The 26615-nt window shown below is 55.3% G+C and carries 19 protein-coding genes; 11 read left to right on the top strand and 8 right to left on the bottom strand.

Translation table 11 applies throughout. The annotated features are described in order from the left end of the window. Nucleotides 1-227 precede the first annotated feature (227 nt). The 10 genes from ACO6TI_RS19520 (at nucleotide 228) to ACO6TI_RS19475 (ending at nucleotide 13750) form a co-directional block, all read left to right on the top strand. A complete protein-coding gene (locus tag ACO6TI_RS19520; protein WP_055118154.1) occupies nucleotides 228-947 on the top strand; it encodes an OmpA family protein in 720 nt (239 codons plus the stop codon). Between the two features lie 69 nt (nucleotides 948-1016). Continuing rightward, on the top strand, nucleotides 1017-2300 hold the full coding sequence (locus ACO6TI_RS19515; RefSeq protein WP_055118156.1) for an ImpA family type VI secretion system protein: 1284 nt from the start codon (nucleotides 1017-1019) through the stop codon (nucleotides 2298-2300). A gap of 279 nt (nucleotides 2301-2579) precedes the next feature. Further along, a complete protein-coding gene (gene tssB, locus ACO6TI_RS19510) occupies nucleotides 2580-3134 on the top strand; it encodes a type VI secretion system contractile sheath small subunit (protein WP_055118158.1) in 555 nt (184 codons plus the stop codon). Then, on the top strand, nucleotides 3135-4658 hold the full coding sequence (tssC, locus tag ACO6TI_RS19505) for a type VI secretion system contractile sheath large subunit (RefSeq protein WP_029066023.1): 1524 nt from the start codon (nucleotides 3135-3137) through the stop codon (nucleotides 4656-4658). A gap of 204 nt (nucleotides 4659-4862) precedes the next feature. Next, nucleotides 4863-5348, top strand: a complete 486-nt coding sequence (locus ACO6TI_RS19500) for an Hcp family type VI secretion system effector (RefSeq protein WP_055118160.1) — start codon at nucleotides 4863-4865, stop codon at nucleotides 5346-5348. Between the two features lie 146 nt (nucleotides 5349-5494). Next, nucleotides 5495-6046: a type VI secretion system baseplate subunit TssE gene (gene tssE, locus ACO6TI_RS19495; RefSeq protein WP_196892528.1), complete on the top strand. Its 552-nt coding sequence runs from the start codon at nucleotides 5495-5497 to the stop codon at nucleotides 6044-6046. After that, nucleotides 6043-8040: a type VI secretion system baseplate subunit TssF gene (gene tssF / locus ACO6TI_RS19490; protein WP_055118164.1), complete on the top strand. Its 1998-nt coding sequence runs from the start codon at nucleotides 6043-6045 to the stop codon at nucleotides 8038-8040. The genes tssE and tssF overlap by 4 nt, the downstream gene beginning before the upstream one ends. Next, the gene (gene tssG, locus ACO6TI_RS19485; RefSeq protein WP_422383135.1) at nucleotides 8037-9740 is read left to right on the top strand and encodes a type VI secretion system baseplate subunit TssG; all 1704 of its coding nucleotides are present in this window, start codon (nucleotides 8037-8039) and stop codon (nucleotides 9738-9740) included. Before tssF ends, tssG begins: the two co-directional genes overlap by 4 nt. Before the next feature lie 25 nt (nucleotides 9741-9765). Beyond that, the gene (gene tssH, locus ACO6TI_RS19480) at nucleotides 9766-12582 is read left to right on the top strand and encodes a type VI secretion system ATPase TssH (protein WP_055118168.1); all 2817 of its coding nucleotides are present in this window, start codon (nucleotides 9766-9768) and stop codon (nucleotides 12580-12582) included. A 106-nt stretch (nucleotides 12583-12688) separates the two neighbouring features. Beyond that, nucleotides 12689-13750 carry a peptidoglycan-binding domain-containing protein gene (locus ACO6TI_RS19475; protein WP_108872523.1) on the top strand — a complete coding sequence of 354 codons (1062 nt, stop codon included), beginning with the start codon at nucleotides 12689-12691 and terminating at the stop codon, nucleotides 13748-13750. A gap of 23 nt (nucleotides 13751-13773) precedes the next feature. Here ACO6TI_RS19475 and ACO6TI_RS19470 read toward each other — a convergent pair whose 3' ends face one another. From ACO6TI_RS19470 to ACO6TI_RS19445, 6 genes are all read right to left on the bottom strand, one after another. Further along, nucleotides 13774-15768, bottom strand: a complete 1995-nt coding sequence (locus ACO6TI_RS19470) for a M23 family metallopeptidase (RefSeq protein WP_422383134.1) — start codon at nucleotides 15766-15768, stop codon at nucleotides 13774-13776. A 112-nt stretch (nucleotides 15769-15880) separates the two neighbouring features. Beyond that, the gene (locus ACO6TI_RS19465; protein ID WP_209003881.1) at nucleotides 15881-17782 is read right to left on the bottom strand and encodes an adenylate/guanylate cyclase domain-containing protein; all 1902 of its coding nucleotides are present in this window, start codon (nucleotides 17780-17782) and stop codon (nucleotides 15881-15883) included. A gap of 29 nt (nucleotides 17783-17811) precedes the next feature. Continuing rightward, nucleotides 17812-18492, bottom strand: a complete 681-nt coding sequence (locus ACO6TI_RS19460) for a hypothetical protein (protein WP_208992784.1) — start codon at nucleotides 18490-18492, stop codon at nucleotides 17812-17814. A 161-nt stretch (nucleotides 18493-18653) separates the two neighbouring features. Further along, nucleotides 18654-20279 (bottom strand): caspase family protein, encoded by a 1626-nt coding sequence (locus tag ACO6TI_RS19455; RefSeq protein ID WP_422383133.1) that lies wholly within the window; start codon nucleotides 20277-20279, stop codon nucleotides 18654-18656. 26 nt (nucleotides 20280-20305) lie between these two features. Next, nucleotides 20306-20557 carry a hypothetical protein gene (locus tag ACO6TI_RS19450; RefSeq protein ID WP_422383132.1) on the bottom strand — a complete coding sequence of 84 codons (252 nt, stop codon included), beginning with the start codon at nucleotides 20555-20557 and terminating at the stop codon, nucleotides 20306-20308. Nucleotides 20558-20576: 19 nt separating this feature from the next. Continuing rightward, on the bottom strand, nucleotides 20577-23297 hold the full coding sequence (locus tag ACO6TI_RS19445) for a caspase family protein (protein ID WP_196892541.1): 2721 nt from the start codon (nucleotides 23295-23297) through the stop codon (nucleotides 20577-20579). Nucleotides 23298-23597: 300 nt separating this feature from the next. Here ACO6TI_RS19445 and ACO6TI_RS19440 point away from each other — a divergent pair, with 300 nt between their 5' ends. Continuing rightward, nucleotides 23598-24449: a GNAT family N-acetyltransferase gene (locus ACO6TI_RS19440; RefSeq protein ID WP_422383131.1), complete on the top strand. Its 852-nt coding sequence runs from the start codon at nucleotides 23598-23600 to the stop codon at nucleotides 24447-24449. Nucleotides 24450-24467: 18 nt separating this feature from the next. Here the strand turns inward: ACO6TI_RS19440 and ACO6TI_RS19435 are convergent, their stop codons facing one another. Next, nucleotides 24468-25412, bottom strand: a complete 945-nt coding sequence (locus ACO6TI_RS19435) for an ornithine cyclodeaminase family protein (protein ID WP_055118186.1) — start codon at nucleotides 25410-25412, stop codon at nucleotides 24468-24470. A gap of 103 nt (nucleotides 25413-25515) precedes the next feature. Further along, nucleotides 25516-26595: a calcium:proton antiporter gene (locus ACO6TI_RS19430; RefSeq protein ID WP_082443015.1), complete on the bottom strand. Its 1080-nt coding sequence runs from the start codon at nucleotides 26593-26595 to the stop codon at nucleotides 25516-25518. Nucleotides 26596-26615: the final 20 nt, after the last annotated feature.

The raw sequence follows: 26615 nt of genomic DNA, 5'->3' as shown, positions 1-26615 counted from the left end.
TACCCAGCTGATTCTTAAATTGAAAACAGATCACATTAGACTCTTGCCCGCCTCACAAAAAACTCACGCCTGCCTCCTCTTGATAAATCACCGCAATTCGACATACTGATATCAAACCGTACTTTAGTGACTTTCGCCACATTAATATTTTCAAAATCTGGCACGATGTATATCGAAACTTAAATGCGACATTGTTCGCACGCACTCCAAAAGGGAGGATTGAAATCGTGACCTATCACCGCCTTGTTTCCGGTCCTGCAAATTACCGTAAAGAGTTTGCCGGTTCCCGGATGAAGACAGTACTGTGCGCAGCCGCCTTTTCGCTCGTATTCGCCGGATCGAATTTCGGAATTGGAACCGCATCGGCTCAAGATGCGACCTACTCCGCCGAGGAAGTGAGCCAACATTTCAAACAGTTGAAGACACGTTCGCTCAAACCGACTGGACAGACGCGTGCGCTGTGTATCGGGACAAGGGATGAATGCAATCCGAATGGTGCCAAACAAGAAGGTGGCCAGGTCGCCGTTACCTCACAGGATCCAGATGCCAACGCCGGTGACAACCAGACAGCGGAAACACTCGTGGTGGATCCTGATACCAAGGCAATCGACGAAGGTTTCAATCTACTCGTCTCGTTTGAATACGCGTCGGCGCGCCTGAGCACTGAGGCGAAGGTGAACCTGCGGGAATTTGCCAAGGGGATTGCTGATCCGGAACTCGCAAGTGCCGTCTTTGTCATCGAAGGCCATACTGACGGTATCGGTTCGCTGAACTACAACCAGCGCCTTTCGGAGGACCGCGCACAAGCCGTATCCGAATTCCTGGTCTCCCTCGGTGTCGGCAGAGACCGCCTGAAAACCGTCGGCTATGGCAAAACTCGACCGGCTGTCGCCGACATCAATGACCCGTCAAACAGAAGGGTCGAAAGCAAACTCGTTTTTGAATAATTTTTTTCAGACGACGTCCCTGCCGGAAGCGTATCGGCAGGGACATGGGAATTGGGGCAGGAAACTCAGATGAATTTCGATCCGGAGACATTTGGCAGCGAACTTTCGCCCGGTGCCGGGTGCGGCCCTGACCTTTATGATACGGAGCCGGCATTCGCAGCCCTGATGGATGCATGCGAGGAAATGCTGCCCGAACGCTTTGGCGACTTCGATCGCTCGGAAATAGAATTCTCTGACATTTTCAAGCAAATGGAAGGGTTCCTGAAGCAGTCGAGGGACCTCCGCCTGCTGGCAATGCTCGCGCAATTCGCCCTCCTGAACGGGCAGTTGCACCTGTTTGCAAATGTGATCAGAATTATTCGCAAACTCCTGGAAGATCACTGGGACCAGGTTCATCCTCAGGATGCCGATTTCGGACACATGGAGCGCGTCGGAGCACTCGAAGCGCTCAACAATCGACCAACAGTAACACTTCCGCTCGAAGCCGCCCCTCTTCTCAAGACACGACGCAGCGGTCCGATCAGCTACCGCGCGATCAAGATCGCCAACGGGGACACAACACCCCGTCCCGATGAACACACAATTTCGCTCGGAGCCATTGAAGCTGCCCTGACATCAGGCGAGCTGGAACAGGATGTCATCGAGGACGTGCTGCGGGATCTCGCAGAACTGCCTGACGAGTTGCGGGCAATCGCTGAAGTCAGTTCTGCGAAACTGACCGAAGCCGAGGCCAAAGCGTCGCCGCCGAACTACGAACCATTGATGACGCTGCTGCAGGAGATGAGCGCAGAGCTCAATCTTCGTCTCGGCCGGATGTCACCGGATGATGCCGAAGCGGCAACGTCTGAAGGCGACGAGGAAGACGCGACCGGCACCGGGGCTTCCGCGACTTCCAACCTGGAAATCAAAAACGCCGCACAGGCCAAACTGATACTGGATTCGGTTGAAGATTATTTCTCCTCCCGTGAACCGTCGCACCCGGCCTTGTTTCTGGTGCGAGAATCGCGAGGACTTGTTGGCAAGTCCTATCTGGACGCCCTGAAAATTCTGATGCCCCGAAGATTCGACGAAGTCGCACTCTTGCTCGGTGCAAGCGGGCTTCAACTTTCAAACGACAGGCTTATTGAGCTCAACGAGGGCGAAGAAAGCGAACTTGGAAGCATCGACGACTTTTCTGTTCTGGTTATTGAGAATCGTGCGGATGCGATTAAGGGCATTGCCGCCGTCAAGGGATATTTTTCTGCCAACGAGCCGACAAGCCCCATCCCGATGCTGTTGGAAGAGGCTCAAAACATGAGCTCCGGGTCCTTCACCGGCCTCCTCAACCTCTTTCTCCGTCCGGAAGACGAGTAAGACTGGAACCATCATGGCCACGAGCAACACCTTTGTTTCCCTAGAGTTCTCATACTTGTCCTTGACACAGGCGGCTAACGGGTCCTCAATATTTGAGGAAAATTTGTAAAGCGACATTGATGTGACTGTGATCACTTCCAAAACCAGGAATTCGAAGTAAATATAGTTTCAACAACGCGGCGCAACTTAAATAAAGACACAGTATTTTATGCGCCATGTACGAGTACTTGATTGAATTGAACATTTTTTTCTGAGGTCAAAATACGAAAGGCAAGTACAATGGCATCAGGTAGCGGGCAAAGCTTTATCAAGCGAAATAGGCCACCCAGAGTACACATTTTCTACGAGGATCCATTTGACGCAGAACAAAAGGTCGAGTTGCCATTCGTGATGGGCGTCATGGCCGATCTGTCAGGTGACAGTCCGGGAGTTGAAAAGGCAGATGTCGACGAGCGCAAGTTTCTCGATATCGATATGGACAATTTTTCCAAGCGCATGGAAGCGATCGAGCCCGGCACGTCCTTCACTGTGGAGGATAAACTTTCGGGCGATGAGAACACAAAACTTGGCGTTCAGCTGCGTTTCAAGAGCATGGATGACTTCACACCCGGAAAGGTTGCCGAGCAGGTACCGGCATTGAAGAAACTTCTTGATGCACGCAACAGCCTGGCAACTCTGCGCACGATGATGGACGGCAGGGTGCAGGCGATCAGTCAACTGGAAGAGCTGACACGTGATCCCGCACTGATGCAGGCACTCGCCAAGAAAATTGAAGCCGACAGTGCCTCGTCGTCGAATGACGGCGCAGCGGAAGGCGATGAAGAGGAGGCATAAATGAGCAACACCGATACAAGCGCTCAAAAGAGTGGTGCCGCCGTCGGCGAAGTTGCGGGTGAAAAAACCCCGGAGGAATTCGCTTCGATCTTGAAACAGAATTTCCGTATCAAGAGCGAGCAAGACACGGCCAATGAACTCGTTGACAACGCGATGTCGACATTCCTCTCAGAGGCCCTGTCGGACGAAGCGCTGATCAAGGATGATGTCTACGACACCATCGATGAAATGATTGCCAAGCTCGACGAAAAGTTGACGTCGCAAGTGAACGAGATCATTCATGCGCCGGCGTTCCAACAGCTCGAAAGCGCATGGCGCGGCATCGATTACCTGGTTCATAATTCGGAGACCGATGCGTCCTTGAAACTGCAGTTCCTGAATATTTCCAAAAAGGAACTTGCAGGTGTCTTCAAGAGCTACCGCGGCGCCAAGTGGGATCAAAGCCCGCTGTTCAAGCAGATCTATGAAGCTGAATTCGGTCAGCTCGGAGGTCAACCATACGGCTGCCTCGTGGGCGACTACGAATTCTCCTACGATCCGCAGGACATTACCGTCCTCAGGGGCATGGCGAAGATCGCTTCTGCTGCTCATGCACCGTTCCTAGCGGCGGCAGATCCGCAGCTCATGCAGATGGAAAGCTGGACTGAACTTCCGGCCAAACGCGATCTGTCCAAGGTCTTCGATACGGAAATCCACGCTCAGTGGCGCACGCTGCGCGAATCCGAGGATGCTCGTTATCTGGGACTATCGCTACCACGTGTTCTGGCGCGTCAGCCCTATGGTGCCAAATCCGATCCGGTCGAGGAATTCGCCTTTGAGGAAGAGTTCGACGAAGACACGCACGACAACTATGCCTGGATGAACTCCGCCTATGCGATGGCGAAGAACATCAACGCCGCCTACAAGGAATATGGCTGGACAGTTCGTATCCGCGGCGTGGAAAGCGGTGGCCTGGTTGAAGATCTGCCGACACACGTCTTTGAAACGGACGACGGCGGTGTGGATCAGAAATGCCCGGCTGAAATCGCGATCTCCGATCGCCGCGAACATGAAATTTCGCGACTGGGTCTGATCCCGCTGATTCATCGCAAGAATACCGACCAGGCGGCCTTCCTTGGTGCGCAGTCGGTCTTCAAGCCACGTCAGTTCTCCGGCCCGGACGGCAAGGACGCAACCGCATCGGACAATCTTTCTGCGCGGCTGCCCTACATGTTCGCAACCACGCGTTTCGCCCACTACCTGAAGGTGATGGTGCGCAACAAGATCGGATCCACCAAGGAGTCCGCCCAGCTGCAGCGCTGGCTGAACGACTGGATCATGGATTACGTCGATGGCGATCCTGACAACTCGACTGAAGAGACCAAGGCACGCAAGCCACTTCGCGAGGCGAAAGTCACCATCATCGATGACGAGGAAAACCCGGGATACTACAGAGCCCAGTTCTTCCTTCGTCCACACTATCAGCTTGAGGGCATGGACATCGGCATGAGCCTGGCCTCGAGAATTCCGCAAGACGGAAACTGATTTTCAGAATTGGCAGTTGGGCGGAGATCCGCCCAATCGCCAGGCATCCCTCGAGGATGCAATCCGGTTCGACCGGGTGGAGGTGCAAACGAGACGCAAATGCGCCAAGGGGTTTGGACCAGAAGGTCCGAGGTAGATGTCAAATATTGGAAGCACAGCGCCGGTCGAAAGGTGCCGGCCTGACACAAAAGAGGATTACTTAAAATGGCTGTTGATTATTTTCTGAAGCTTGAAGGCATCAAGGGTGAAGCACAGGACAAAACTCACAAGGAAGAAATTGATATTCTTTCCTGGTCCTGGGGTGCTTCGCAATCCGGTACAACGCACATGGGCTCCGGCTCCGGTGGTGGAAAGGCACATTTCCAGGATCTCAGCATTACCAAGTATGTCGACAAATCGACCCCGGTTCTGCTGCAGCACCTTTCGACCGGTAAACACATTGCCGGCGGTTATTTCTACTGCCGCAAGGCTGCTGGCGACTCTCCGCTTGAGTACATCAAGATCGAGATGAAGGACATCATCGTCACGAGCGTATCGACTGGTGGCAGCGGTGCCGACGATCGTCTTACGGAAAACTGCACGCTGAACTTCGGTGAGTACAAGTACGTCTATACCGAACAGAAGCCGGACGGTTCCAAGGGCGCAGCGCCGGAGTTCGCATTCGACATTGCAGCGAACACCAAGAAGTAAGGCATTCGCCGAATTGGCTGCCGCTCCAAGTGAGCGGCAGCCTGTGTTTTCGAGGGGCGCTTCTCCAAAGTCGGGCACAAGAATTCCATTCTTGATGTTGGTCCTCTCGCACATCATCCAGGACCGGATTCTCGTGGGCGTTGCCGATGGCAAAATCTAGTGTGAAAATGCATTCGCCACTGATGTGGGCATTCCGGGCCATGGACGACCCGGACTACAAGGCCGCACAGGATCGTCAGAAGACTTCGGCCTCCGGCAAAGCTCTCAAGTCAGGCCGCAGACTGTCGCGCGCTTACGGTGTATCGGAGCAGACCCTTTTGTCGGAAGTTCGGCAGAACTTGCAGGCGTTGCTCAACACGGTCAATCTCAATTCGACACAAGATCTTTCCGATTTTCCCGAAGTGGAAAATTCAATCCTGAACTTCGGCCTGCCGGACCTTTCCGTACATGTTGTCGATACCATACAGATCGAACGCCTCGCCGACGATATTCGCGAAGCGCTCATTCGTTTTGAACCACGTATGGATCCGCGTAGTTTGCAAGTCGTACGCGACGACAATGTCGAGAGCGATACATTTAAGGTACGATTTGTTATCAAAGCCGAAATTCGTTGTGACCCGGTGCGCGTCAGCAGTGAATTCATTGCTGATGTCGACCCTGCATTCGGTCGAATCAAGATTATCGGGGCGACTGGATGAACCGGGAATTTCTGGACCTTTTCAATCAGGAACTTACTTACCTGCGTGAGCAAGGCGCAGCGTTTGCGGAAGCTTACCCGGCAGTTGCCGAAAGGCTGGGTGGGTTGCTTGAGGACCGATCCGATCCGATGTTGTCGGGACTTCTGGAAGGCACTGCCTTTCTTGCTGCCCGCGTTCAACTCAAGATGAAGCACGAGTTTTCAGAATTCACGTCCAATCTCTTTGAGCAGTTGTACCCTTCAGCCCTCGCTCCCATCCCGTCCATGGTACTGGCGCGCGTGACGCCAAAATACGGCGATGCCAACCTGAGGTCCGGTATCAAGATCGACAGGCACGCGCCCCTGGAGGCCGTGTTTCGGGAGCGGCAGGGCGAAGTCAGGTGCCGTTTCACGCTCACCGCGCCCATTGTTCTGACGCCGCTGCAACTGACCGGGGCGAAATATCTGAGCTCAGCGGCGCAGGTCTCCGGACTCGGCGCGGAAATGGCAGAAGACAAGCGCACGAGAGCGGGCCTGGCCATCAAGTTGACGCACCGGATGGCAGAGGATGACGAAAATGAAGTCTCCGACGAGGAAGCGCTCAAGAAACCGGAATACCAGGTGGCCGGTTGCAGGATTGATGACCTGCCAATCCGGCTGATCGGACCCCTTGATCTCGCGGCCAAGATCTACGAACAGATTTTCGGGCATACGATCGCTGTCTATCTTCGAACCGAGGACGCCTTTGGCCAGGCATCTCTGCAACGTTTGCCGGTCAACGCCGTCGAACAGCTTGGCTTTGACGAGGACGATGCGCTGCTCCACAATGATCGGCGATTGTTCATCGGGTTCGACCATCTGAGGGACTACTTCAATTTTCCGCGCAGTTTTCTTGGGTTTCGGCTGACTGGTCTGCGACGCCACCTGGATCGCGTCAAGGCAAAGTCATTCGAAATCGTCTTCATTTTCGACGAGGCCGAAACCCGCCTTCCCTCCCATGTCGAGCACAAAATTTTCGCTCTTCACACATCTCCCGCCGTCAACCTGTTCGAAAGAGCCACGGACAGAGTGCCGATCAAGAAGGGTCAACACGAGTTCGCCGTCATTACGGATCGCACGAGGCCTCTCGACTATGAGGTTCATTCCGTCACCGAAGTGAATGCCCACTTTTCGGGTGGTGAAAAAAGGACGGTCGAGCCGCTGTACAGCGTGGCACCGGACACTGAAAAAGCGGGGCATGAATGGTTCTATACCGTTCGCAGGTTGCCCCGCAGGCAATCTTCCAGCGAGGTACGCAGACTGCAGCCAAGGTCCTATATCGGGACCGAGACCTTCGTGACGATTTCAAGCGGTGCTCAGGCCGCTGCCATCCTTCAAAGTGGCAACAAACGACTTGCCGAACTGTCCCTGAAGGTCATGGCATCCAACCGCGCGATTGCCGCCGATCTGCCGGTCGGAACCAATCCGGACAAGTCGAACATCGGAGATTTCCGCATTCTGGAAGACGTCAGCCTCAAGGTTGACTGTGTTGCCGGCCCCACACAACCAAGACCACCGCTGCTTTCCTACAATGAGAGATTGGGCGAAGAAGGCCACGTGGGCGCAATTGCCTGGCGCCTGATCAACGTACTCGCGCTCAATCACACAGGACTGATACACGACGCGGCCGGTAAAGATGGCCGCTCCTTCGGCGATATTCTGAGCCTCTTCGCTCCGTTATCCGACAATGCGGCCGACAGGCAGGCGCAATCAGTTCGTGCCGTTTCGACCCGCCCGGTTGTTCGCAGGCTTCAGCAAAAGTCCGGAACCGGTGTGGCACGTGGGCTGGAAGTTACAATCACTCTCGACGACAAGGCGTTTGAAGGAGCCAGCGCGTTTCTTCTGGGGGCGGTACTTGACCGCTTTTTGGCAGAATATGCGTCCATCAATCATTTCACCCAGTGCGTGATCGCAACGACGGAACGCGGTACCATCATGAAATGGCCACCGAGGATCGGCGCCAAAGGGATCCTATGAGCGACCTGGACGAAAAGGACCAGAAAACAAAGGTGCGCCCGAAGGATAATGTACCGGAGGGCGACAAGACTATTGTGCATTTCGCTGGCGCAAAAACGGTATGGCCCGACCCGGACGATACTCCAGATACAAAGCTTCCCGACCCGGATTCAGATGCCGACGCTCCGGCCGTCGAGGCTGAAGCGGACACGGACACGGAAATAGACATTCCGGCAACAGATCCCTGGACAATATCCGAAGACGCGATCCTGTCGCCCGCGATTGAATCTGAAGCGATCAATCAGAACGATCAGGAAACCGCCACCGTCACGGTAGACGAGGCGGATAAAACCGCGTCTGAGCCTGTCGGCGAAGAACCAGCAAAACTTGGCTCCGAGCTGGCGCCATTTGAGACGGACCTGACGCAAGTCGAAACAGTTTCAGCCCCTGAAGAGGCACTCCCGGCAACCGATGATACGGACGACGAACCTGTCGACGCGGTTACTGCGGACGCATCACCGGCCGACACTGAAATGCCGGAAGACCCGAAACCACCGGCAGAAACCCGGATAGAGGTTCCAGTTCAGCAGCAATATGCATCACTGCTTGCAGCCCTGAGCGACCGTGTCCAGAAACATCCGGGCGGCCATGACCTTCTCGCGGTACTGCGCATGCTGGAAGGACAGACCGCTCCCGGAGCTGCACAAGCTGGCATGGACCCGAAGAAGGCCGATGAGCCGGCCCCTCCGCGCATCGGCAAAAGCCGTCGGCTGATGGAAGACATTGTTCGATTTGGACAGGACCCGACCGGCGAATTCGCTACCTCGACAATCGAACGCGCCACCCGCGATGCAGACAACGGACTGATCCTTATGGAGCGGTTCCTGGGAATGCTCGGTCCTCAGGGTGCGCTTCCCTCGGCGCTCAACGATGAAGCGATCATGCGCGGTTTGCGGGGTGACGACAGTTTGCCCCGGTTCCTAGATGTGTTTAACAATCGCTTCATTCAGCTCTTCTTTCGAGCCTGGGCGGACGCCAGACCGATCGTCCAGCACGACCGTCCGGACGACGACCGGTTTCTTGCATATCTCGGCTCCAGCATCGGCATCGGTGGACCAATCTACCAGGACCTTGATGGTATCGATGACAGGCTCAAACTCCTCTATGCTGGTCTGAGTTCCTCGAAGTCCAAAAGCGCCGCGCGATTGAAAGCGCTCATCACAGGTGTGTTCGGCGTTGATGTGGATATCGATCAGTGCGTCGGCACATGGTTGCATCTTGAACCGGACGACCAGCTCAGCATCGGCGGGTTTGGGCCCGGCGGAGCCGGACAACTCGGCATGGATACAATTGTCGGGTCGAAGATCTACAGTGTCAGCGACAAAATCCGTATCAGAATATTCACTCAGTCACTGGATGAATATCGAAAATTCCTGCCACCGACACGGACAAAGCCAAATCCATGGACCGAAAAACTCTTTGATCTCATAGATTTCTATCTCGGGCTCGAGATTGAATACGAAATCGAACTCGCGCTGCCCAAACGCTGTGCTTCTGCTGTCCGGATGGACGGTTTGAGCTCGGCGACGCTTGGTCACATTGGTTGGCTAAAGCCCGCCGATACGGGCGTTCCGGACGACGCGGAATTCGACGACGAAGAAGACATGCTGACGGACACGCGCTTCCGGCCCGTTCGCCGGCATACATCCGTTTATCAATAGGTCTCCAATTTGAAAGGCCGATGCCATGAGCGACATTCTTGTAGAAACAGTTGCAAACAAACTTACGACGGTCAGCTACGATTGCCTGGAACAGGCCATGAGGCTCACAAAGAGCTCGGGCCACCGGAATTTGGAAATCCTCCACTGGCTGTATTACCTCGCGCGCGACGAGAACACCGATTTTGTTCATATCCTGCGCCATTTCGGCATCGATGTCGGGGTCGTCCATGGTGATCTTCAAAATGCGATCGGCGAGCTGAAAATCAACCAGACAGAGCTGCCCTCAATGGCCACCCCCTTCCAGGAAGCGCTTGAACGCGCCTGGTTCGAAGGCACCCTGAGGTATGGCGACTACAAGATCCGGTCGGCTTACGTGCTGATAGCGGCGATGGGCGACAAGACAACCTGGCGCCAGTTTCGAAGCTATTCATCCGCCCTTGAAACGCTCAATCGCGATGTTCTGGTGCGCGATCTGGACAAGATTGCGGGAGCATCCGCTGAAACGGGTGCAAGACCAATCGATGGTTCCGGCCCCAAGGCCGCGGCAACTGCGCCAGGTGGAGAAACTGCGGAAGCAGCGCCGGGCAGCGGTGTCGGCGAAGATGCGCTTTCCCAATTCACGGTCGACTTCACGGCACGCGCCCGTGCGGAAGAATTCGATCCTATCGTCGGTCGGGACGAGGAAATCCGGCAAGTCATCGACGTGCTCATGCGCAGGCGGCAAAACAACCCCATCCTGACCGGGGAAGCCGGCGTTGGCAAAACCGCGATCGTGGAAGGGTTTGCCCAGAAGATTGTCGCGGGAGATGTTCCGCCTGCCTTGCTGGGTACGCGGCTATGCGCACTCGACCTTGGCCTGTTGCAGGCCGGCGCATCGATGAAAGGCGAATTTGAAAAACGGCTGCGTGCCGTCATCGATGCCGTTCATGCTTCGATCGTGCCGACGATCCTTTTCATCGACGAAGCGCACACCCTGGTCGGTGCAGGAGGCGCAGCCGGTACCGGCGATGCTGCCAATCTGCTGAAACCTGCGCTCGCGCGCGGCACGCTTCGCACCGTCGCAGCAACAACCTGGTCGGAATACCGGCAGCACTTTGAAAAGGATCCTGCACTGACCCGGCGTTTCCAGCCTGTTCAGGTAGACGAGCCGGATGAAGAAAAGTGCTTTGCGATGGTCCGTGGGCTGCTTGATCCTATGGAGGAGCACCACCAGGTTCGAATCCTCGATAGCGCAGTCAAATCAGCCGTATCCCTGTCTCACAGATACATCCCCGCCCGACAGTTGCCGGACAAGGCCGTCAGTGTTCTCGATACGGCGTCGGCACGGGTGAACATTTCGCAGGCGGCCCAACCTGCGAGACTCGCGGATCTTGTTGCCAAAAAAGGGTTTCTCGAAACCGAAAAACAGGCACTCACCAACGACACCGAACTCGGCATGGAGCATCAGGAGCAGCTGGACGCTCTCAATACCGCCATCGACGAGACAGAGGCCGATATCGAGAAAGTCCGTGAGGAATGGGAACGGGAGCGCAATCTGGTGGCCGCCGTACGCCGCCTGAATGCCGCCCTCACCCACCTCAAGGGCGGTGAACCTGCTCCGCATCCGGAAAGCACGGAAATCGGGGATCCGGAACATGAGGGTCCGGACCTGGTATCGATAGATGACATCGAACTCGACCTGGACGTTGACCTGGAAGACGAAGAAGCCATTCGCGCGGCCCTTCACGAGAAACGGGCCGAACTTTCACAGATCCCGGAAGATGACCGGATGGTCTATGCCTATGTGGACGACGACGCTGTCGCCAGCATCATTTCAGACTGGACGGGAATTCCGGTCGGCAGGATGGTGCAGGACGAAATGGCAACCATCCTCAATCTGACCGACAGTCTGAACAAGCGGGTGATCGGGCAGGCACACGGTCTGGCGATGATCGCGAAACGCATCGAAACCAGCCGCGCACAGCTCGGGAACCCGGACAAGCCGATCGGTGTCTTCATGCTGTGCGGACCGTCGGGTGTGGGCAAGACCGAAACAGCGCTTGCACTCGCTGAAACGCTGTATGGCGGCGAGGACAGCCTGATCACGATCAACATGTCCGAGTTTCAGGAAGCGCATTCCGTTTCCGGCCTCAAGGGTGCCCCTCCCGGCTATGTCGGCTACGGTGAAGGCGGACGGCTGACGGAAGCTGTCAGGCGCAAACCGTATTCCGTAGTGCTTCTTGATGAAGTTGAAAAGGCTCATCCGGACGTGCATGAAATCTTCTTCCAGGTCTTCGACAAAGGGTGGATGGAAGATGGCATGGGCCGCAGGATCGACTTCCGCAACACCTTGATCCTGCTGACGTCGAATGTCGGAACGGAAATCATCATGAATGCGGCCGGTCATATGCTGGACGCGCCGGTTTCAAGCGATCCGGACCTCGCGGCAACCGACCCCAACGCGCCTGATGCAGAAGAACTCTCCGAAAACCTGAGACCTGCACTGCTTGACGTTTTTCCGCCGGCGCTGCTCGGCCGGATCGTGACGATCCCCTACTACCCACTGTCACCATCCATGCTTGGCTTCATTATTCGCCTGCAGCTCAACCGCATCGTGAAGCGGGTCAAGGAAAACAGAAATGCAGATCTCGCGTTCGGAGATGATGTGATTGCACATATCGTTTCTCTCTGCCGCGATCCGGACAGCGGTGGCAGGATGATCGACAACATCCTGACGAATGATCTTCTGCCAAAGCTTTCGCGTGCGTTCCTGACCGCGCAGATGAATGGCGAAGAATTGACGTCCGTGACAATAGCTGCAGGCGAGGATGGCCTGGAAATAGCGACGACGACCGGCACTTAGGTGCCGGTCAGGCATCCATTTTCCGCAAGGCCGAAAGCCGCGACACCATTTTCCCGGTGCAAAGGTTTGCGAGCCTCACCTGGTTTGTCGGAACAGGAGCACGTTCATGTTCAACATCTTCACGATGAATGCAGCGCTGAACCTGCTTCAAGGCATCGGGAAGCCTCTGCTCAGTCTGGGCGCGCAGAACAACAGCGTTGCAGTTCTGCAGAAATGCCTGGCGTCGCTCGGCTACGACCTGGCGCATTCCGAAACCTCGCAAGGCAATTTTGACGGAATTTACGGCTCCGGAACACAAACCTCCGTTGTCGACTTTCAGTCAGATCAGAAGATCAATCCGGACGGTGTCGCCGGAAACGTGACATTTACCCGGATCAAGGAAGACCTTCCGACCTATAGAGAGCTGCTGGAAAAGCTGAAAAACATCAATTCGGAAGAATTTCGGAAGAGATTCGACCTGTCGGGCGTGCCGACACCCAAGGGATTGCCAGAAAGCTTCGTATGGCGACCAATGGGATATGTGATAGCGATCATGACCCAAATCGACACGCTTCTGGGGGAAGGTGATGTACCCAAAGCGGTCATCGAGCAGATCAAGTACAGAGTGAAAATAAGGCCTGAAAAAACGTCCGCCTTTTCCAGTGCCCAGACTTCGCACGGGAGTATCAATTTCACTCCGGCGCATTACATTCCCGGTGAGAAACTCTATCTCGGGAAAGACTTCACAATACGCGCGTCGTTGTTACACGAAATTTTTCATGCGATGAGACACACGAACAAACTGGGTTCTTCCGACAACGTGGTGCAAACGGGTCGCAGGCGAAATTTGACGGAGGTGAGTTACCCACCCGGAGGCAGGGAAATGGGTAACGAAGTCAAATTGAACTTCAAGAACAGGGGTGAATTGCTGGCAATCACCGTCACCAACACATACCGGTCAGAAATCAACCCTGTTCCGATAAAACACCCCTACAACAAGGAAATGCTCTTCCTGCGGAGCGATCATGAGGGTTTTCTGAAGCAGAACGGCCTCCCGAGGCCGGACCTGTTTCACCTGTCTCCTGAAATAGCGCCACACCTGAAGATATTTCGGGGAGAACAGCCCGATCTTTGTAAAAAGATTGCTGTTTCGAAAGCGCCTTTCAATCCGATCAGGGAACTCAAGTAGAGCGTTAGTTCTCGCAAGCGTCCTCACTGTCCTGCCAGGATTTCCCCGACGACACCGCGATAGGTCTTGAGATCCTTGCTTGCAACAGATTGCGGTGCGTCCGCGCCCGTCTCCATTTCAAAGGAAAGCGGGTCAGCCGGCTCGCCTCGTTGCCGGATTTCGAAATGAAGGTGGGGACCTGTTGAAAGTCCTGTGGTTCCCACATAACCGATGAGATCACCGGCCTGGACAACAGACCCCTTCTCGACCCCGTCCGCGTATTCATGCATGTGGGCGTAACGGCTGGTGATGCCATCCTTGTGCGTGAGTTCTATGAAATTGCCATAGCCACCGCGAACGTCCTTGTAGGTCACTTTGCCGGAAAAGGCCGCCCGGATAGGTGTTCCGGTCGGCGCAGCCCAATCGACACCGGCGTGCAGACGCTCCGTTTTCTTGATCGGATGAAAACGCATGCCGAATTTTGACGTCAGAACGCCTTTGACGGGAACAAGCATTGCGCCAGACAGGCTGATCTTTCCGCCCTCACTGACGCAGGCGAAACCGCGATTTCCTGGTGCCTTTAGAACGTAACAGCGGACGGACCAGTCGTCTCCCCTGCGGACACCGGCAAACAATACCCTGCCCCCGCCCCGCTTTTCGTCCCGAGGCATGTCGGTGAAGACGAGTGTAAACCTTTCGTCCGGCTTGATTGCTCTTTTGAGATCTGTCGAAGGTGCCAGGTAAGCGATCGCCTCGCCGACGATTGACGCCGGTACGGCATTCCGCACCGCCGTGGCATAGAGGCCGTCAATCAATCGATGTCTCTTGGGTGAGCCTGCGCCCTGATCGTCTGCGATTTTCTCCTGTACGACCTCCTTGCCGAACCACGGATCTGCACCGTGCACGTAGGTCTCACCGTCACGGGAGACTGAATAGGCGGCGGTTCCGAGGTAACCCTCCGCAGAGTAGAGTGACAGCTGAACCGGGCGATAGTAGTCACCGATCCTGCCGAGCCGATTAGGCATCCTCGATCCCCTGACCGCGATCTTGTCGCCCACGATTAAATCGCTCCGCTCAAACTCCTGTTTGACGAATTCAAGCAGAGGTTTCGATGCATCGTCGTCAAAACCGTTTTCCTTCAAAAACGCCTCAAGCGAGCTTTTGTCGTCGATTTTCTTCCGGATTTCCATCCGGCTCGCGCCTTGTCCGATCGGGCGTTCGGTCAGATAGAGGTTCAGCGTGTCGGTTGGTGGCTTCAAGAACACAGGGAGGTTCGATGCCGTTGAATTGTCCGTTTCCCCACCTTCATCAACTACAAGACCTTCCGAATCCTCGCCTCCGCCAAAGTTTCCGAACTGGAAATCCGCCTCGCTGCCCGGAGCCCTGATGACGAGGTCGCCGCTTTCATTCAGCATCTGGCTATCCAGTACAAATGCGGTCAGGGTCGGCAGGGCTGCCACGCCCGCAGACTCGGAGCCGGAGGGGACGGGCCGCTCGGACAGCTCTATCCTTTGTGTCGCCCCCCCGTCATTCAGCAACACCGGATCGCCGGCCAGAGGAATGACTGCCGACACTGCCATATCAAAAAACGGATCGGACGGAACAACCAGTTCCTCATCCGAAGCAATGTCGGTTGCCGTTTCGATTGTATCAGTGCCTGGCTCTGCGGGTTTGTCCGCGACTGCAATGTCGGTCTGATCAGGTGCTTGATCGTCATCCGTTTCCTGAGGAGGCGGAATATTGGTTTGATCGACACTCGCCGTCTCTGGTGAAGACAGGGAGATCGCCCCGGATGAAATCAGATGGGCTATGCCGCCAATTCCCCCTCCGATAACAAGGAAAGCAATGGCGAGGATCGCATATGTCGCGACAGAAGAGACATTGGCCCGAGGCCTTTCAGGTTCAGGTGCCTGTCCGCGTGCGGGGTCTTGTTGCGGCTTTTGTGGAGCATTGGCCGGTTTGCCAGACGGCCGGATCACCGTGCGATCAAATTCGGGTCGGTTCGCACCGGAATTCTGATTGTCTGACCACTGAACCATCAACGTATCCTGGCTGAAGCAGGTATTTTTTTGTTTAAGTCGCTATCCTGATCATGCCGGATGACGCCACCAGATGCAAAATGCGGCTGTCATGAATTGGTCGCAGGCTTTCTCAACGGGGAAATTTAACCAGGTTGGAACCGCTTTGGCGGGATTGCTCGACTGATCTGAATTCCGAACCTTCCATATACATTTCGTCGGAATCCAGGGTGAATACGGAAATTTCAGTGCTTAAGCCTCGCAGCTGACCTTTCCAGATTTCCTTGACGGGATAATCATTGGGCAATCCAGTGGCGACGGAGTCACTGATCGCCAGCCGCACTTTCTTTTCCTTTGCAACGGATTCGACCCTGCTGGCTGTATTCACCGTCGTTCCCATGACGGTAAAGGAACGTCGGTGCTCGCCACCTATGTCACCGACCAAAACCGGTCCTGCATTCAACGCGATACGAAGATCCAGTCCCTGCTGGCCTGTAATCTCTCGAATGTGATCGAGAAGGTTGATGATCTCGTGTGCTGCGTCGACCGAAGATTTCTCGGGATTTTCAACCGTATTCGGCGCATTCCAGACCGCCATGATCGCGTCGCCGATATATTTGTCGATATATCCGTGATGCTTGGTAATCGTCTGCCCGATCGCATCGAAACAGTCATTGACCACGCGAACAACGTCCTGGTCCGCAAGTTGTTCGGACATCTTCGTGAAGCCGACAATATCGATGAATGCCACAACAACATGACGTGTATCGCCGCCCAGTCGCGGCAATTGTTCCGATGTCGCCATTTGCCTGATGACATCTGGCGCAAGATAATGTCCGAACAATCTGACCAGCGAACGTTGCCTGCGCTGGAGAATGCTCACTTTACCGACCGCGGCAACGACCATTGCGCTGATGCAACTGACCGGAGCAACACCTGGCGCCAGCAACACTGCGGCTTCGAGCCCGGCAAGCGATAGGACAAGTCCAGCGACGCCCCCCAGAACCGCTACCACCGGCAAAACCAGGAGCGGCAGAAAAAGACCTGCGACGGCTCCCGCGACAGCGAACAGAACCGCTATGGCAACAAGCACACCGTTTCTCGGCGCGACCGCGATGCGGTCGGACAGGGCCGCACCGATCAGATCCGCTAGAATGAAAACACCGGCTGTCTGAGGTTGAGCCCTGGGTCTGCCGCTGGGGCCGGTTTCGGAGGCCTCAACAGGAATACCTGGCAAAAACCGGTCTGAATAAAGATGCTCGTCTTCAAACGGGAGAAGCCCGCCCAACAAAACTATCCTGCCTGCAGAAAATTCTTCAAGCTGCTTTCTGCCCTCCTCGGTTGCCTTCAGACGCAGAACGTCGATCAGCGACATATAAGGCAGCGATGTCGCCAGTCTCGAGTTCGGAACGGCAGTATAGGCTTCCGAAATCTCCGCTTCTGATGCGCCCAAGAGGGCATCGATGAGATGGGGAGACTCATTGAGCGGCAACTCCGGTTCGTGTTGACGCACAATTCCGTCGATGTCGGTTGAGACTATGACGGACCGTACGCCACCGGAACCTATGGCCGCCGTAAAACTTCGATGCGGAACACCGATCTCCGTGTGGGCGATAAATACCCTGCCGCGGTTTCTATAGACAAAACTCTGAAATGGTCTGTCAAAGCCACTTAACCGCGCCTCGCCGGAGCTCGGGTCAACGAAAGAGTCAGCGCTGTAGGCGAACACGAAATCGAAACCCAGGGCCTTTGCGCCTGCGTCCAGAAGTGCCTGCCCCGCTTCAGCCAGAACCGGGGTCATCAAGACGCGGGGAATACGCGACAACCGTTCAGATTCGAGCGATGTCTGGTCCAGCCCGACGACAGCGACCGGGGCCGGAGCCGTCTCTTGCCCAGTCCCCATGCTGGCCCTGATCTGAAACAGGCGGTCAATGACCCAGCCTTCCCAGATGGCCTTGTTCGCCGACAATCCAACAACAATTCCTGCTCCCATCGCGACCAGTGCGATGAGAACCACAAGCTGTCTACGGCCCAAGGCAGAATCCGCCGATCGGCCTCCTGACATCATTTCACGAGAACAACCGCAGTTTTGCGACCGACTTGCGCCGGATCGATCGTGATCTTTCTCATTTCCACCCCAAAATCAGGCGCTTTTCCCTGGAGGAAGAGTTCGACTTCAACAGCTTCCTCATCATTGTCCCGCTTCGGCATTTCAGTCACGATATTATCGAGTACATCAAAGCGTTTCGGCTCGCCTCCGCCAAACGATACGAATACGGAACCGTACTGATCTTTCGCCTTGTCGTCGAAGCGCAACATCAGCGACGCTGCCTTCTTGTTTTCAAGGGTCAGACCACGCAACGTCACCGTCAAACCCTTGTCAGCAGTATTTGAGCTCGACCCACTGTCGGCCTGAAGACAATTTCCGGCGCGCAAAACCTTCTCTTCGCCACCTTCAAGTGAAATTCCTGCGGAAGAAACCGTCAAAGTACCCGATTTGATGCGCACTTCCTGACAGGCTGAATAGTCGAGCAGATCAACGTGTCCGGTCGCGCCCAGGTCAATAACGTCACCCGGCATCAATTCGGAAAATGCGGCAACGTCGATTCCCTCGGACCTGTCGAGCACGAGCGCCACCGGGTCTGCAAATGCCTGACCCGAAGCCAGTGCGCCAAGGGCCACGGCAACCAAAAAACTTGATTTCCTGATACTTCGCTGCGCAATGCCATTAATAAAAATTTTCATGACGGTCTCCAAGATCAATTGTCCTATTGCGCCATGCACTCACTGAAAAGCCAGACGCCAATCCAAGGCAAACAATACCAGAAAATGACGATTTGATTGTGGCCACAGTCACACAAAGACGCATTGGAAAGCAGCATAGAGGCATCTGGAATATTTGCCAGCTATCCTGCCGGTTCCGTGTAAACACCGGTTATTCCCACGGCGTCTGCAGATTTTCCTATGAGACTCAGCAGTTTTGGTGCCAATGAAGGATCAAGCGGGCGTCCCTCCATGGCCGACAACACTCCGACCAGTTGCGGCATCGGCTTTCTGGACCTGATCAACACGATGTGGTCAGCGCCAAACGGAAGCGCCGCTCGCAAATTGAGAACATAGGGGTAGTCGGCTTCAAGCTTTGTGTCCTTGCCCAGTGGATCTGCCGCTTTGTCTGGAGCCAGCAGACGCATGGTGCCATCCGCTTCAAGTGCGAAGACTGCCATGTAACCGCTCTCGTCCGAGGTCAGGCCTACCCTCAGCGGAGAGCCTTCAGGAATGTGTCCTACGGAAGGGGTCAAAGTTCCTTCAACCGGCTGGCGTTCACGCGACAGAGCATAAAGCTCGGACAAGAACAGCCACTTGGCAACGACTTCTGAGAATCGATCGGCATTTCCGGCATTCTTGCGAAGAACAACGTCACCGAATTTGGTCAGTACGTCTCCTGCTTCGACATCCCAGAACAGGTCTGCATTTGCCGCGTCAATCACCTTAAGAGCACCCTCATGACGCCTGGATAGATTGTTGAGCACAGGCATTGCCACGTCGGTGCTCGCGGATATGGTCAGTGCGCTGTTGCCACGTGCGAGGATATTGTCCTGAACCCTTGGCAAGACAGCAGAACGCGTGCCGCCACCGATGGTCAAGCTCGGCGTCTGCCGCCCTTCAGTTGCAACACGGACTGTTTCCTTCAGGAAGCGGGTCAGTTCCTCCATTGAAATTCCGCCGTCGCGGTCAAGGTCCGCGCGGCCCTCAACACCTCTTGCAAAGGACCAACTCAGTGCACCGCGGGGTTCTCCTGCGATCATCAGTTCAGGGATCACCTGGCCATCGACCGTTGCCCCGACATAGATCACGTTTGCAAGCTCCTGCAGGTCGTCCCCGTCTGACGCCTTGTCCTGCAACATCGGGTGCAAGGGTTGAGATCGCAGAAGATCGTTTTCAAAGGGCGGAAGACCTACAAGACGCGTCCCAAGGCGCACTATTCTCGGATCGATCGAGCGTGTCATCGTTCCCGAATGGCAACTGTCTGCGAGAACCAGAACACTTCTGTCTCCCGCAGCCCGAAGCATGGCGGCCAGATCATCGTCCCGCAGGCGTTCGCCGTTCCCGGGCGCTGATACATCGAAGCCGGCCAGGAGGAAAACTTCATCCAGTCCGTCGGCTTCCGAACCCTTGACCCATTCCGTTTCCTGCGCACCGTGACCGGCATAGGACAGGACCAGCACATCATCTTCAGCCGAGCGTTCGATAAGGTCCTGCCAGGCCGAAATAACACCGTCCCTGGTTGCCTCTGCGTCATACAATGTCTGAAGATCCCGCACACCTGCCGCTTTAAGCGTATCGGCAATGTCTTTGGCATCGTTCACCGCTCCCTTCAGCGGTGACACGTTCTGATAGGCATCGATCCCGATGACCAATGCCCGCCATTCGCCTGCGACCGAAGGCGAATGGCCTATAAACACGCATGCCAAAAGCGCTGACAATCGACCAATCCGTCGGCACGCTCCAGCAACCTTCAACACTTTGCTCATGAGACGGTACAATTCCCGGGGCCGCCTTAGCCCCAGCCACCACCGCCGCCGCCGCTGGGGCCACCGCCGCCACCTCCACCGCCGCCGCCACCGCCGCCACCGTTGTCATTGTCACGGAATGTCGGATCTTTTAACGGATCAACTGAAGGTGTTGAGGTGGTTGTCGCAACCGTTGGTGTAGTTCGCACAGGAGCCGCGGTTTTTGGCTGGATCGCACATCCTGCCAAGACCAATGCAAGAATGCTTGTCGAAGGTAGTAGATAAGACAAACGTTTCACTTCATATCTCCTCAAAAAATTAGAACAAATCGTATCTCGGGCGGCTCTGCTCCCACTGGACTTTGACGAGTGCTATCAAGGCATTGTCACCCTGGACAGGATCAAGTTTGGAAGACGTAAAAAAGTTACTCAACGCATCCCGCGTTTTTCGACCAGGCTGACCATCCACCGGCCCGGGTTCGAATCCCAGATCTGTCAGCGCTTGTTGCAGCACTTTCGCCTTCAGTTTCCTGTTGGCCGATTTCAACTCTTCACGGCCTTTTTCTGCCGCCGGAGAAGAAGGATTGACGGCCGTTGCCATGGCCAGCATCCGGATCCTGTCGCGCGCTGCCGCTTCCCCGGAGCGCTGTCCAAGCATCCACGCGGTGTTGAATGCACCCCAGGCATCTCCTCGCTCCGCACTCTCGCGGAACCACTTGGTGGCCTGGTCGTCGCTCTTTTCGACGCCCTGACCGTTGTAATAAAGCAGACCGATCGCAGTACCGGCAGACGGATGGCCGCCCTCATGGGCCTTTTCAAACCAGCCGAGTGCCGCATCAAAGTCCTGACCGGTTCCTTTTCCATCCCGATAGAGCGTACCCATATTGAGATAGCCATAGATATCTTCGCGTGCCGCCGACCGATTGTAGTAGTAGACCGCACGATCAATGTTTTCATCGACATGATCACCGCTCAGGTAAAAACTACCGATCGCATTGAATGAAAACGTGTGGCCTGCCTCAACAGACTGCAATAGCTTTTCCAATCCCGCCTTTTCGTTCTGCTTGGTGCCTTCACCCTTGATTTCTGCCATTCCGAGAGAATGCAGCGCGTAGGCGTCGCCACGCTCGGCGGCCTTGCGATAAAGACTGACGGCTTTCTTGCGATCCCGGTCAATGCCGGCCCCAAGATAGTACATCCGGCCAAGTACCTGACCGGCGCGAACGTGACCCATCTGGTAGGCCTGTTCAAAGTAGGCGCTGGCCTTTTCAAGATCGCCGGCTGCAAAAGCACCTCTGCCGCGCTGAAACACGAACCGACCGATTTCGGGATAGGCCGCCATAGCTTCTCCGCAAACCTTGTCGACCAGTTCCGAGTCGATTTCGTTCGCAAGCCGACCTTCGGTCACCGCCTGCAAATCAAAGGGCTGTGTCGCCAGACCATCGCACTGGGTTACTCTTGGTTGAATAATCTGGGTAACCCGTTCAACCGGTTTTCCGGCTTCACCGGGCAATTCAAGTTCGAAACGCCCTGCCCTGGTCTCAGATCCTATTTGGGGGCGCACTGTCAGGGACGAAAGTCCTGACATCGGGAAACGATCCCCAGGTCCAAGCAAACGTCCGTCGGAGGAAAGCTGCAGATCGCTGTCTACAGACACAACCTTGAGCCAATCATCCGACGCCGGCAGCCCATCGACAGGAGCCTTTGGATAAACCGGAACCGGTCCGACCCCGATATCTGCTTCAACGGCTCGGCCCGTGGCAGTTTCGGACAGCCATGCGACCAACGCCTCAAGGCGCTGTTCACGTTCCTTTTCCTTGTCAGCATCATCGGCATCAGCAACTGCTGTCGCCTGGACAACAGTGACGGACGCGATTGCAGATGCCGAGCCGCCCCATTCATCCTCTACTTCGTATCCGATAAGTTCAACGTCTCCAGCCCCCGATCCCGTTGGCATGAATTGCAGGCTTGCTAGTTGAACGGCACTAATCTTGTCCCCTTCACCAACTGTGCTGCCATCAGGCAGGCGCAATTCACCCTTTTCCGGGGACAGGGTAAGCGTCGCTGTAATGACCCCGCCTTCGGGCTGTACCGGTTCAGGTATGGAAAGCGCACTCGCCCCGCTTCCAACCGGTATACTTACGCGGTGGTGGGCGGTCACGATGGGTTCGGGTTTTGGAGGGACGAAATAGAAGTTCGTCACCAGTGTTGAATCTTCGTAAGGGATCTGTTGCCCGCCGGTCTTGCGCACGACCTCATCGCGAACCTTGGTCATCAGGTCCTTGATTTCGAGCGACGGATCAAGTGCGTTGCCGACAACGGATGAGGTGAACGGGCTCAGCGGCCCCTCACCGTCATAGGCCACCTGGCCAGGTCTCGTTGCATAGGAAATGAAACTGCCGAGCTTGTTCGGAATTCTCCGCAACCCGCGCGTTTTGCCGAGCGCATATTCCTCTTCACCCCAGAACAAACTGCCGATTTCAAACGGATTGTCCCTGCAGGCGTCCAACATCACGATCTGAAGGCTCGAAGCCGCTTTCATGTAGTCGAGCAGATGCGACACCTTGAGGCTTTCGAATTCCAGATCGTATTGCGTCGCCAGTTTTGCATCGACAGGCAAGATGAAGTTCGATTCACCGACCTGCAATGCGTGCCCGGAATAGTAAAATAGAGCGGTGTCACCGTCGTTCAGCTCCCGCAGGAAGCGGCGAACGACCTGTTCCATTGCCTTCTTGTCCAGATTGATCCCGAGGGTTACGTCAAAATCCGCTTCCCGAAGCATCCTTGTGATTTCTTTGGTGTCGTTAAGCGGATTCACCAAGGGTTCTACGAACTCGTAATCCTGGTTGCCGATTACAAGCGCGACCCTTCGCCCGGGATCCTCGGCTGTGGATCCCAGAGCCGGTGTCCCGATCATCGCAAGACCGAGCGGAAAACCAACAATGCCAATTCGAACCGCCCGGTGAAAACCGACTACCGGACCTGAAATTGTGTTTCTTGCTGACCGCATCAAAGCAGACAGGTATTTCCGTTTTTGCATGTCGCCCTCAGCGCTTATTTCGGCACTGTATCTTCTCATCAGTCTTCAAATAGGTCTGTGACGCAGTTCACAATGTAACCGATCTTTCATAGGTTTGGATCGATCTAAATAAATAAAGTTACGTTCAGTTAAGTGATGCACACTTGCGTCCACTTCGCAAGAGCCAGATAGGTATTATCACGCAGCTTTTTATTGCTCCGGCCGGGTGGATGGCGCTTATTGTGCCAGCAATTTGAAAACAGACCGAGTCGAACTACGATCAGAAACGTTTTGGATGATTCACTGATTGGTCGAAGACACATGTCAGATACACTCACTATCCGTCGCCTGAAAGAAAACGAGCTTCACATTCTTCTTGAAATGGCAATGCAGGAAGGCTGGAATCCGGGAATTGAAGACGGTCCGGCGTTTTATGCAGCCGATCCAAACGGTTTTCTTGCAGGTGAAATCGACGGCCAACTGATCAACGTGATTTCTGCAGTCCGATACGGCGATACTTTCGGATTTATCGGGTTTTACATCTGCAAGCGTGACTTCAGAACAAAGGGCTACGGGCACCAGATCTGGGATCACGCACTGTCTTATCTCGGCCCAAGGTTATTAGGCCTGGATGCCGTCAACGAGCAAACCGCAAGCTACGGCGAGCACGGTTTCAGATCGACCTACAGAAATATCCGGCAGATGGGTGTCTCCGTGTGCGATATGCCGATGGACGCGCGAATTGCGCCTCTCGGCCAGGGAATTTTTCCTTCGGTCAAGGACTATGACCAACGCTTTTTCCCAGGACCGCGCCCCGAATTCCTGACGATGTGGACTGCACCCACGCTGGAGACCAGGCGCGGGTTTGTCTTTGTGGATGACGGTTCAGTCAAGGGTTATGGCGTCATCCGACAGTGTCATGAAGGGTTCAAGATAGGTCCCCTATTTGCCGATACTCCGGAAATTGCCGATACATTGTTCCGTGCGCTGGCTGGCCAGGTAAAGGGTCAATTCGTGATTCTGGATACACCCGAACCCAATTCATCAGCATTGCTGCTGGCTGAAAAGTACGAATTGTCGCCGGAATTCGAAACCTATCGAATGTATCGCGGCCCGGTTCCCGATCTGCCACTGGATCAGATCTATGGCATCACGACATTCGAATTGGGTTGAAGGATCGAAGGATAGGCGTCAATGCTCGACGTTCTGGTAGGCGAGCGTTGCTCCGGCCAGATCCTCCAATGCCGCGCCAACGGACTTGAACATGGTTATGGTTGCGTCCGATTGACGGCCCGGGTGCTCTCCCCGGCAGAGTTCATAGAGGTCAGCCTTGATATCCCCGGGCGTAATCAGGCCGGACTTCAGCGGCTGAACGATGTCACCTCCTTCCGACAAGCAACCATCACGCGTATCAACATATATCTCGGCACGCTCGATTAGGTCATCGTCGCTTTCGCGCATCGTTGGCTTGAAGGCACCAACCAAATCAACGTGCGCACCGGGCTTCAGGAGATCTCCCTTGATCAAGGGCTCAGTGGACAATGTGGCCGCGCTGACGATGTCGGCCAAACCAAGAGCATCCCGAAGACTGGATGCGGCCTGAATACGAATCGGCAACTGTCCATCAAGATCACGCGCAAACTGTGCCGTCTTCTCCTGCGAACGTCCCCAGATCGTCACTTCCTCGATCGAACGGATAGCCATATGTGCCGCGATCAGGTTCGGCGCAAGGCGACCGGTTCCCAGCACGAGCAAGTGTCTGGCGTCTGACCGGGCCAGATAACGGGCTGCAAGAGCTGAAGCTGCTGCGGTGCGCCGGGCTGTCAACTCGCCGCCATCTATCATGGCGAGCATTTCGCCCGTTCTGGCATCGGACAACAGATATTGTCCGTGAACGGCGGGAAGGTTTCGTTCCGAATTTCCCGGAACGACATTCACGACCTTGACCCCCGCATACCCACCCGGCACCCAGGCAGGCATGAGCAGCATGGTTCCATCCGGCTCTCCGGGTATCTTGAAATCATGATGGTGACGGGTCGGCATTGTGCAACCTGACCGGAACATTTCCGCCAGCGCATCGATCAGATCCGGATATGGAAGCGCATTGCGCGTTTGGTCTTCAGACAGGAGCAGCATAGGAGATCATTCGATTACAGTTAAAACACCGCGCGACCAAATCACAGAAGATGTGCCGGACCAAGTCGTTCAAATTGCAGAAATGCACTTTCGCCTGCAATTTTCACGATAAATCGAAGATCATCATCACATAGGCGGCAAACAGCGCCAGATGCACAGCCCCCTGAAGATAGCTGGTCGTCCGCGTACTGAAGGTCAGCAAGCTTACGAACAAGGTCAGGACAAGGAGGATAATATCTGCATATTCGAGGCCCAGTTCCAGCGTATGCCCTGTAACCCAGCTGACGACAAGCACGGCCGGTACCGTCAGACCGATTGTCGAAACAGCTGCCCCGAGGCAGATATTCACGGCTCGCTGCAACTTGTTTTCCAGTGCCGACTGCAAGCCACTCATTCCCTCGGGCATGAGCACCAGAGCGGCAACGATGAACCCGCTCAGCGCCAACGGTGCGCCAATTCCGGATATTCCGAACTCAACGTAAAGCGCGAGTTTCTTTGACAACAAGATAATGGGTATCAAGGCGCCGAACAGCCCTGCGACGTGAAACGGAATCGATCTCACCACTACACCATGATGGCCGTCTTCACCGTCGACCGCATCGGGCTGACGGAAGATATCACTATGCGTAACTGTCTGCATGGCGAGGAAAACGCCATAGAGCAAAATGGACATTATCACTTCGAAACCGGCCTGGAGTGGGGACAATTCGCCTCCGGGCGCGGAATGCGTGACCCTGGGCAGCACCAGTGCGAAGATGGCCAGGGGAACAAGCACGGACAAAAACGCATTTGCCCCTTGAAGATTGTATGTCTGGTTCCCGTGCCGCAGTCCACCTGCCAGAAGGCACAGCCCGATCAGCCCGTTCAACACAATCATAATCACCGAAAACATCGTATCCCGCGCCATCGTCGGCGCTGCCTGGCCAGAAATCATGATCGCCACGATCAGTGCCACTTCAATGCCGACAACAGCCAGCGTCAGAATCAGCGTGCCAAAGGGCTCACCCAAGATCGTGGCAAGGCATTCGGCGTGTCTGACAACCGAAAATGCGCACCACATGACAGTGAGGAAAAGAAGAGCAAGCAGACCGAGTGAAGGCCCTACGCCTATCGTTTCGGGATTGAGAACGTCACCTGCTGCGGTGAATGCGGCAAAGACAATGAAGCCGGTAAGGCTTGGCAATTCGTTTCTTAAGATGGACA

The organism is Roseibium album (genome assembly GCF_965233825.1).
Classification (GTDB): domain Bacteria; phylum Pseudomonadota; class Alphaproteobacteria; order Rhizobiales; family Stappiaceae; genus Roseibium; species Roseibium album.
The sequence above is the reverse complement of the archived record's forward strand: the minus strand, read 5'-3'. Positions and strand labels throughout refer to the sequence as shown.

What these genes read in the sequence shown, in the direction of transcription:
- ACO6TI_RS19515 (WP_055118156.1), top strand. Translation starts at nt 1,017, where the DNA reads ATGAATTTCGATCCGGAGACATTTGGCAGCGAACTTTCGCCCGGTGCC.
- tssB (WP_055118158.1), top strand. Translation starts at nt 2,580, where the DNA reads ATGGCATCAGGTAGCGGGCAAAGCTTTATCAAGCGAAATAGGCCACCC.
- tssC (WP_029066023.1), top strand. Translation starts at nt 3,135, where the DNA reads ATGAGCAACACCGATACAAGCGCTCAAAAGAGTGGTGCCGCCGTCGGC.
- ACO6TI_RS19500 (WP_055118160.1), top strand. Translation starts at nt 4,863, where the DNA reads ATGGCTGTTGATTATTTTCTGAAGCTTGAAGGCATCAAGGGTGAAGCA.
- tssE (WP_196892528.1), top strand. Translation starts at nt 5,495, where the DNA reads ATGGCAAAATCTAGTGTGAAAATGCATTCGCCACTGATGTGGGCATTC.
- tssF (WP_055118164.1), top strand. Translation starts at nt 6,043, where the DNA reads ATGAACCGGGAATTTCTGGACCTTTTCAATCAGGAACTTACTTACCTG.
- tssG (WP_422383135.1), top strand. Translation starts at nt 8,037, where the DNA reads ATGAGCGACCTGGACGAAAAGGACCAGAAAACAAAGGTGCGCCCGAAG.
- tssH (WP_055118168.1), top strand. Translation starts at nt 9,766, where the DNA reads ATGAGCGACATTCTTGTAGAAACAGTTGCAAACAAACTTACGACGGTC.
- ACO6TI_RS19475 (WP_108872523.1), top strand. Translation starts at nt 12,689, where the DNA reads ATGTTCAACATCTTCACGATGAATGCAGCGCTGAACCTGCTTCAAGGC.
- ACO6TI_RS19470 (WP_422383134.1), bottom strand. Translation starts at nt 15,768, where the DNA reads ATGGTTCAGTGGTCAGACAATCAGAATTCCGGTGCGAACCGACCCGAA.
- ACO6TI_RS19460 (WP_208992784.1), bottom strand. Translation starts at nt 18,492, where the DNA reads ATGAAAATTTTTATTAATGGCATTGCGCAGCGAAGTATCAGGAAATCA.
- ACO6TI_RS19455 (WP_422383133.1), bottom strand. Translation starts at nt 20,279, where the DNA reads ATGAGCAAAGTGTTGAAGGTTGCTGGAGCGTGCCGACGGATTGGTCGA.
- ACO6TI_RS19445 (WP_196892541.1), bottom strand. Translation starts at nt 23,297, where the DNA reads ATGCAAAAACGGAAATACCTGTCTGCTTTGATGCGGTCAGCAAGAAAC.
- ACO6TI_RS19440 (WP_422383131.1), top strand. Translation starts at nt 23,598, where the DNA reads ATGTCAGATACACTCACTATCCGTCGCCTGAAAGAAAACGAGCTTCAC.
- ACO6TI_RS19435 (WP_055118186.1), bottom strand. Translation starts at nt 25,412, where the DNA reads ATGCTGCTCCTGTCTGAAGACCAAACGCGCAATGCGCTTCCATATCCG.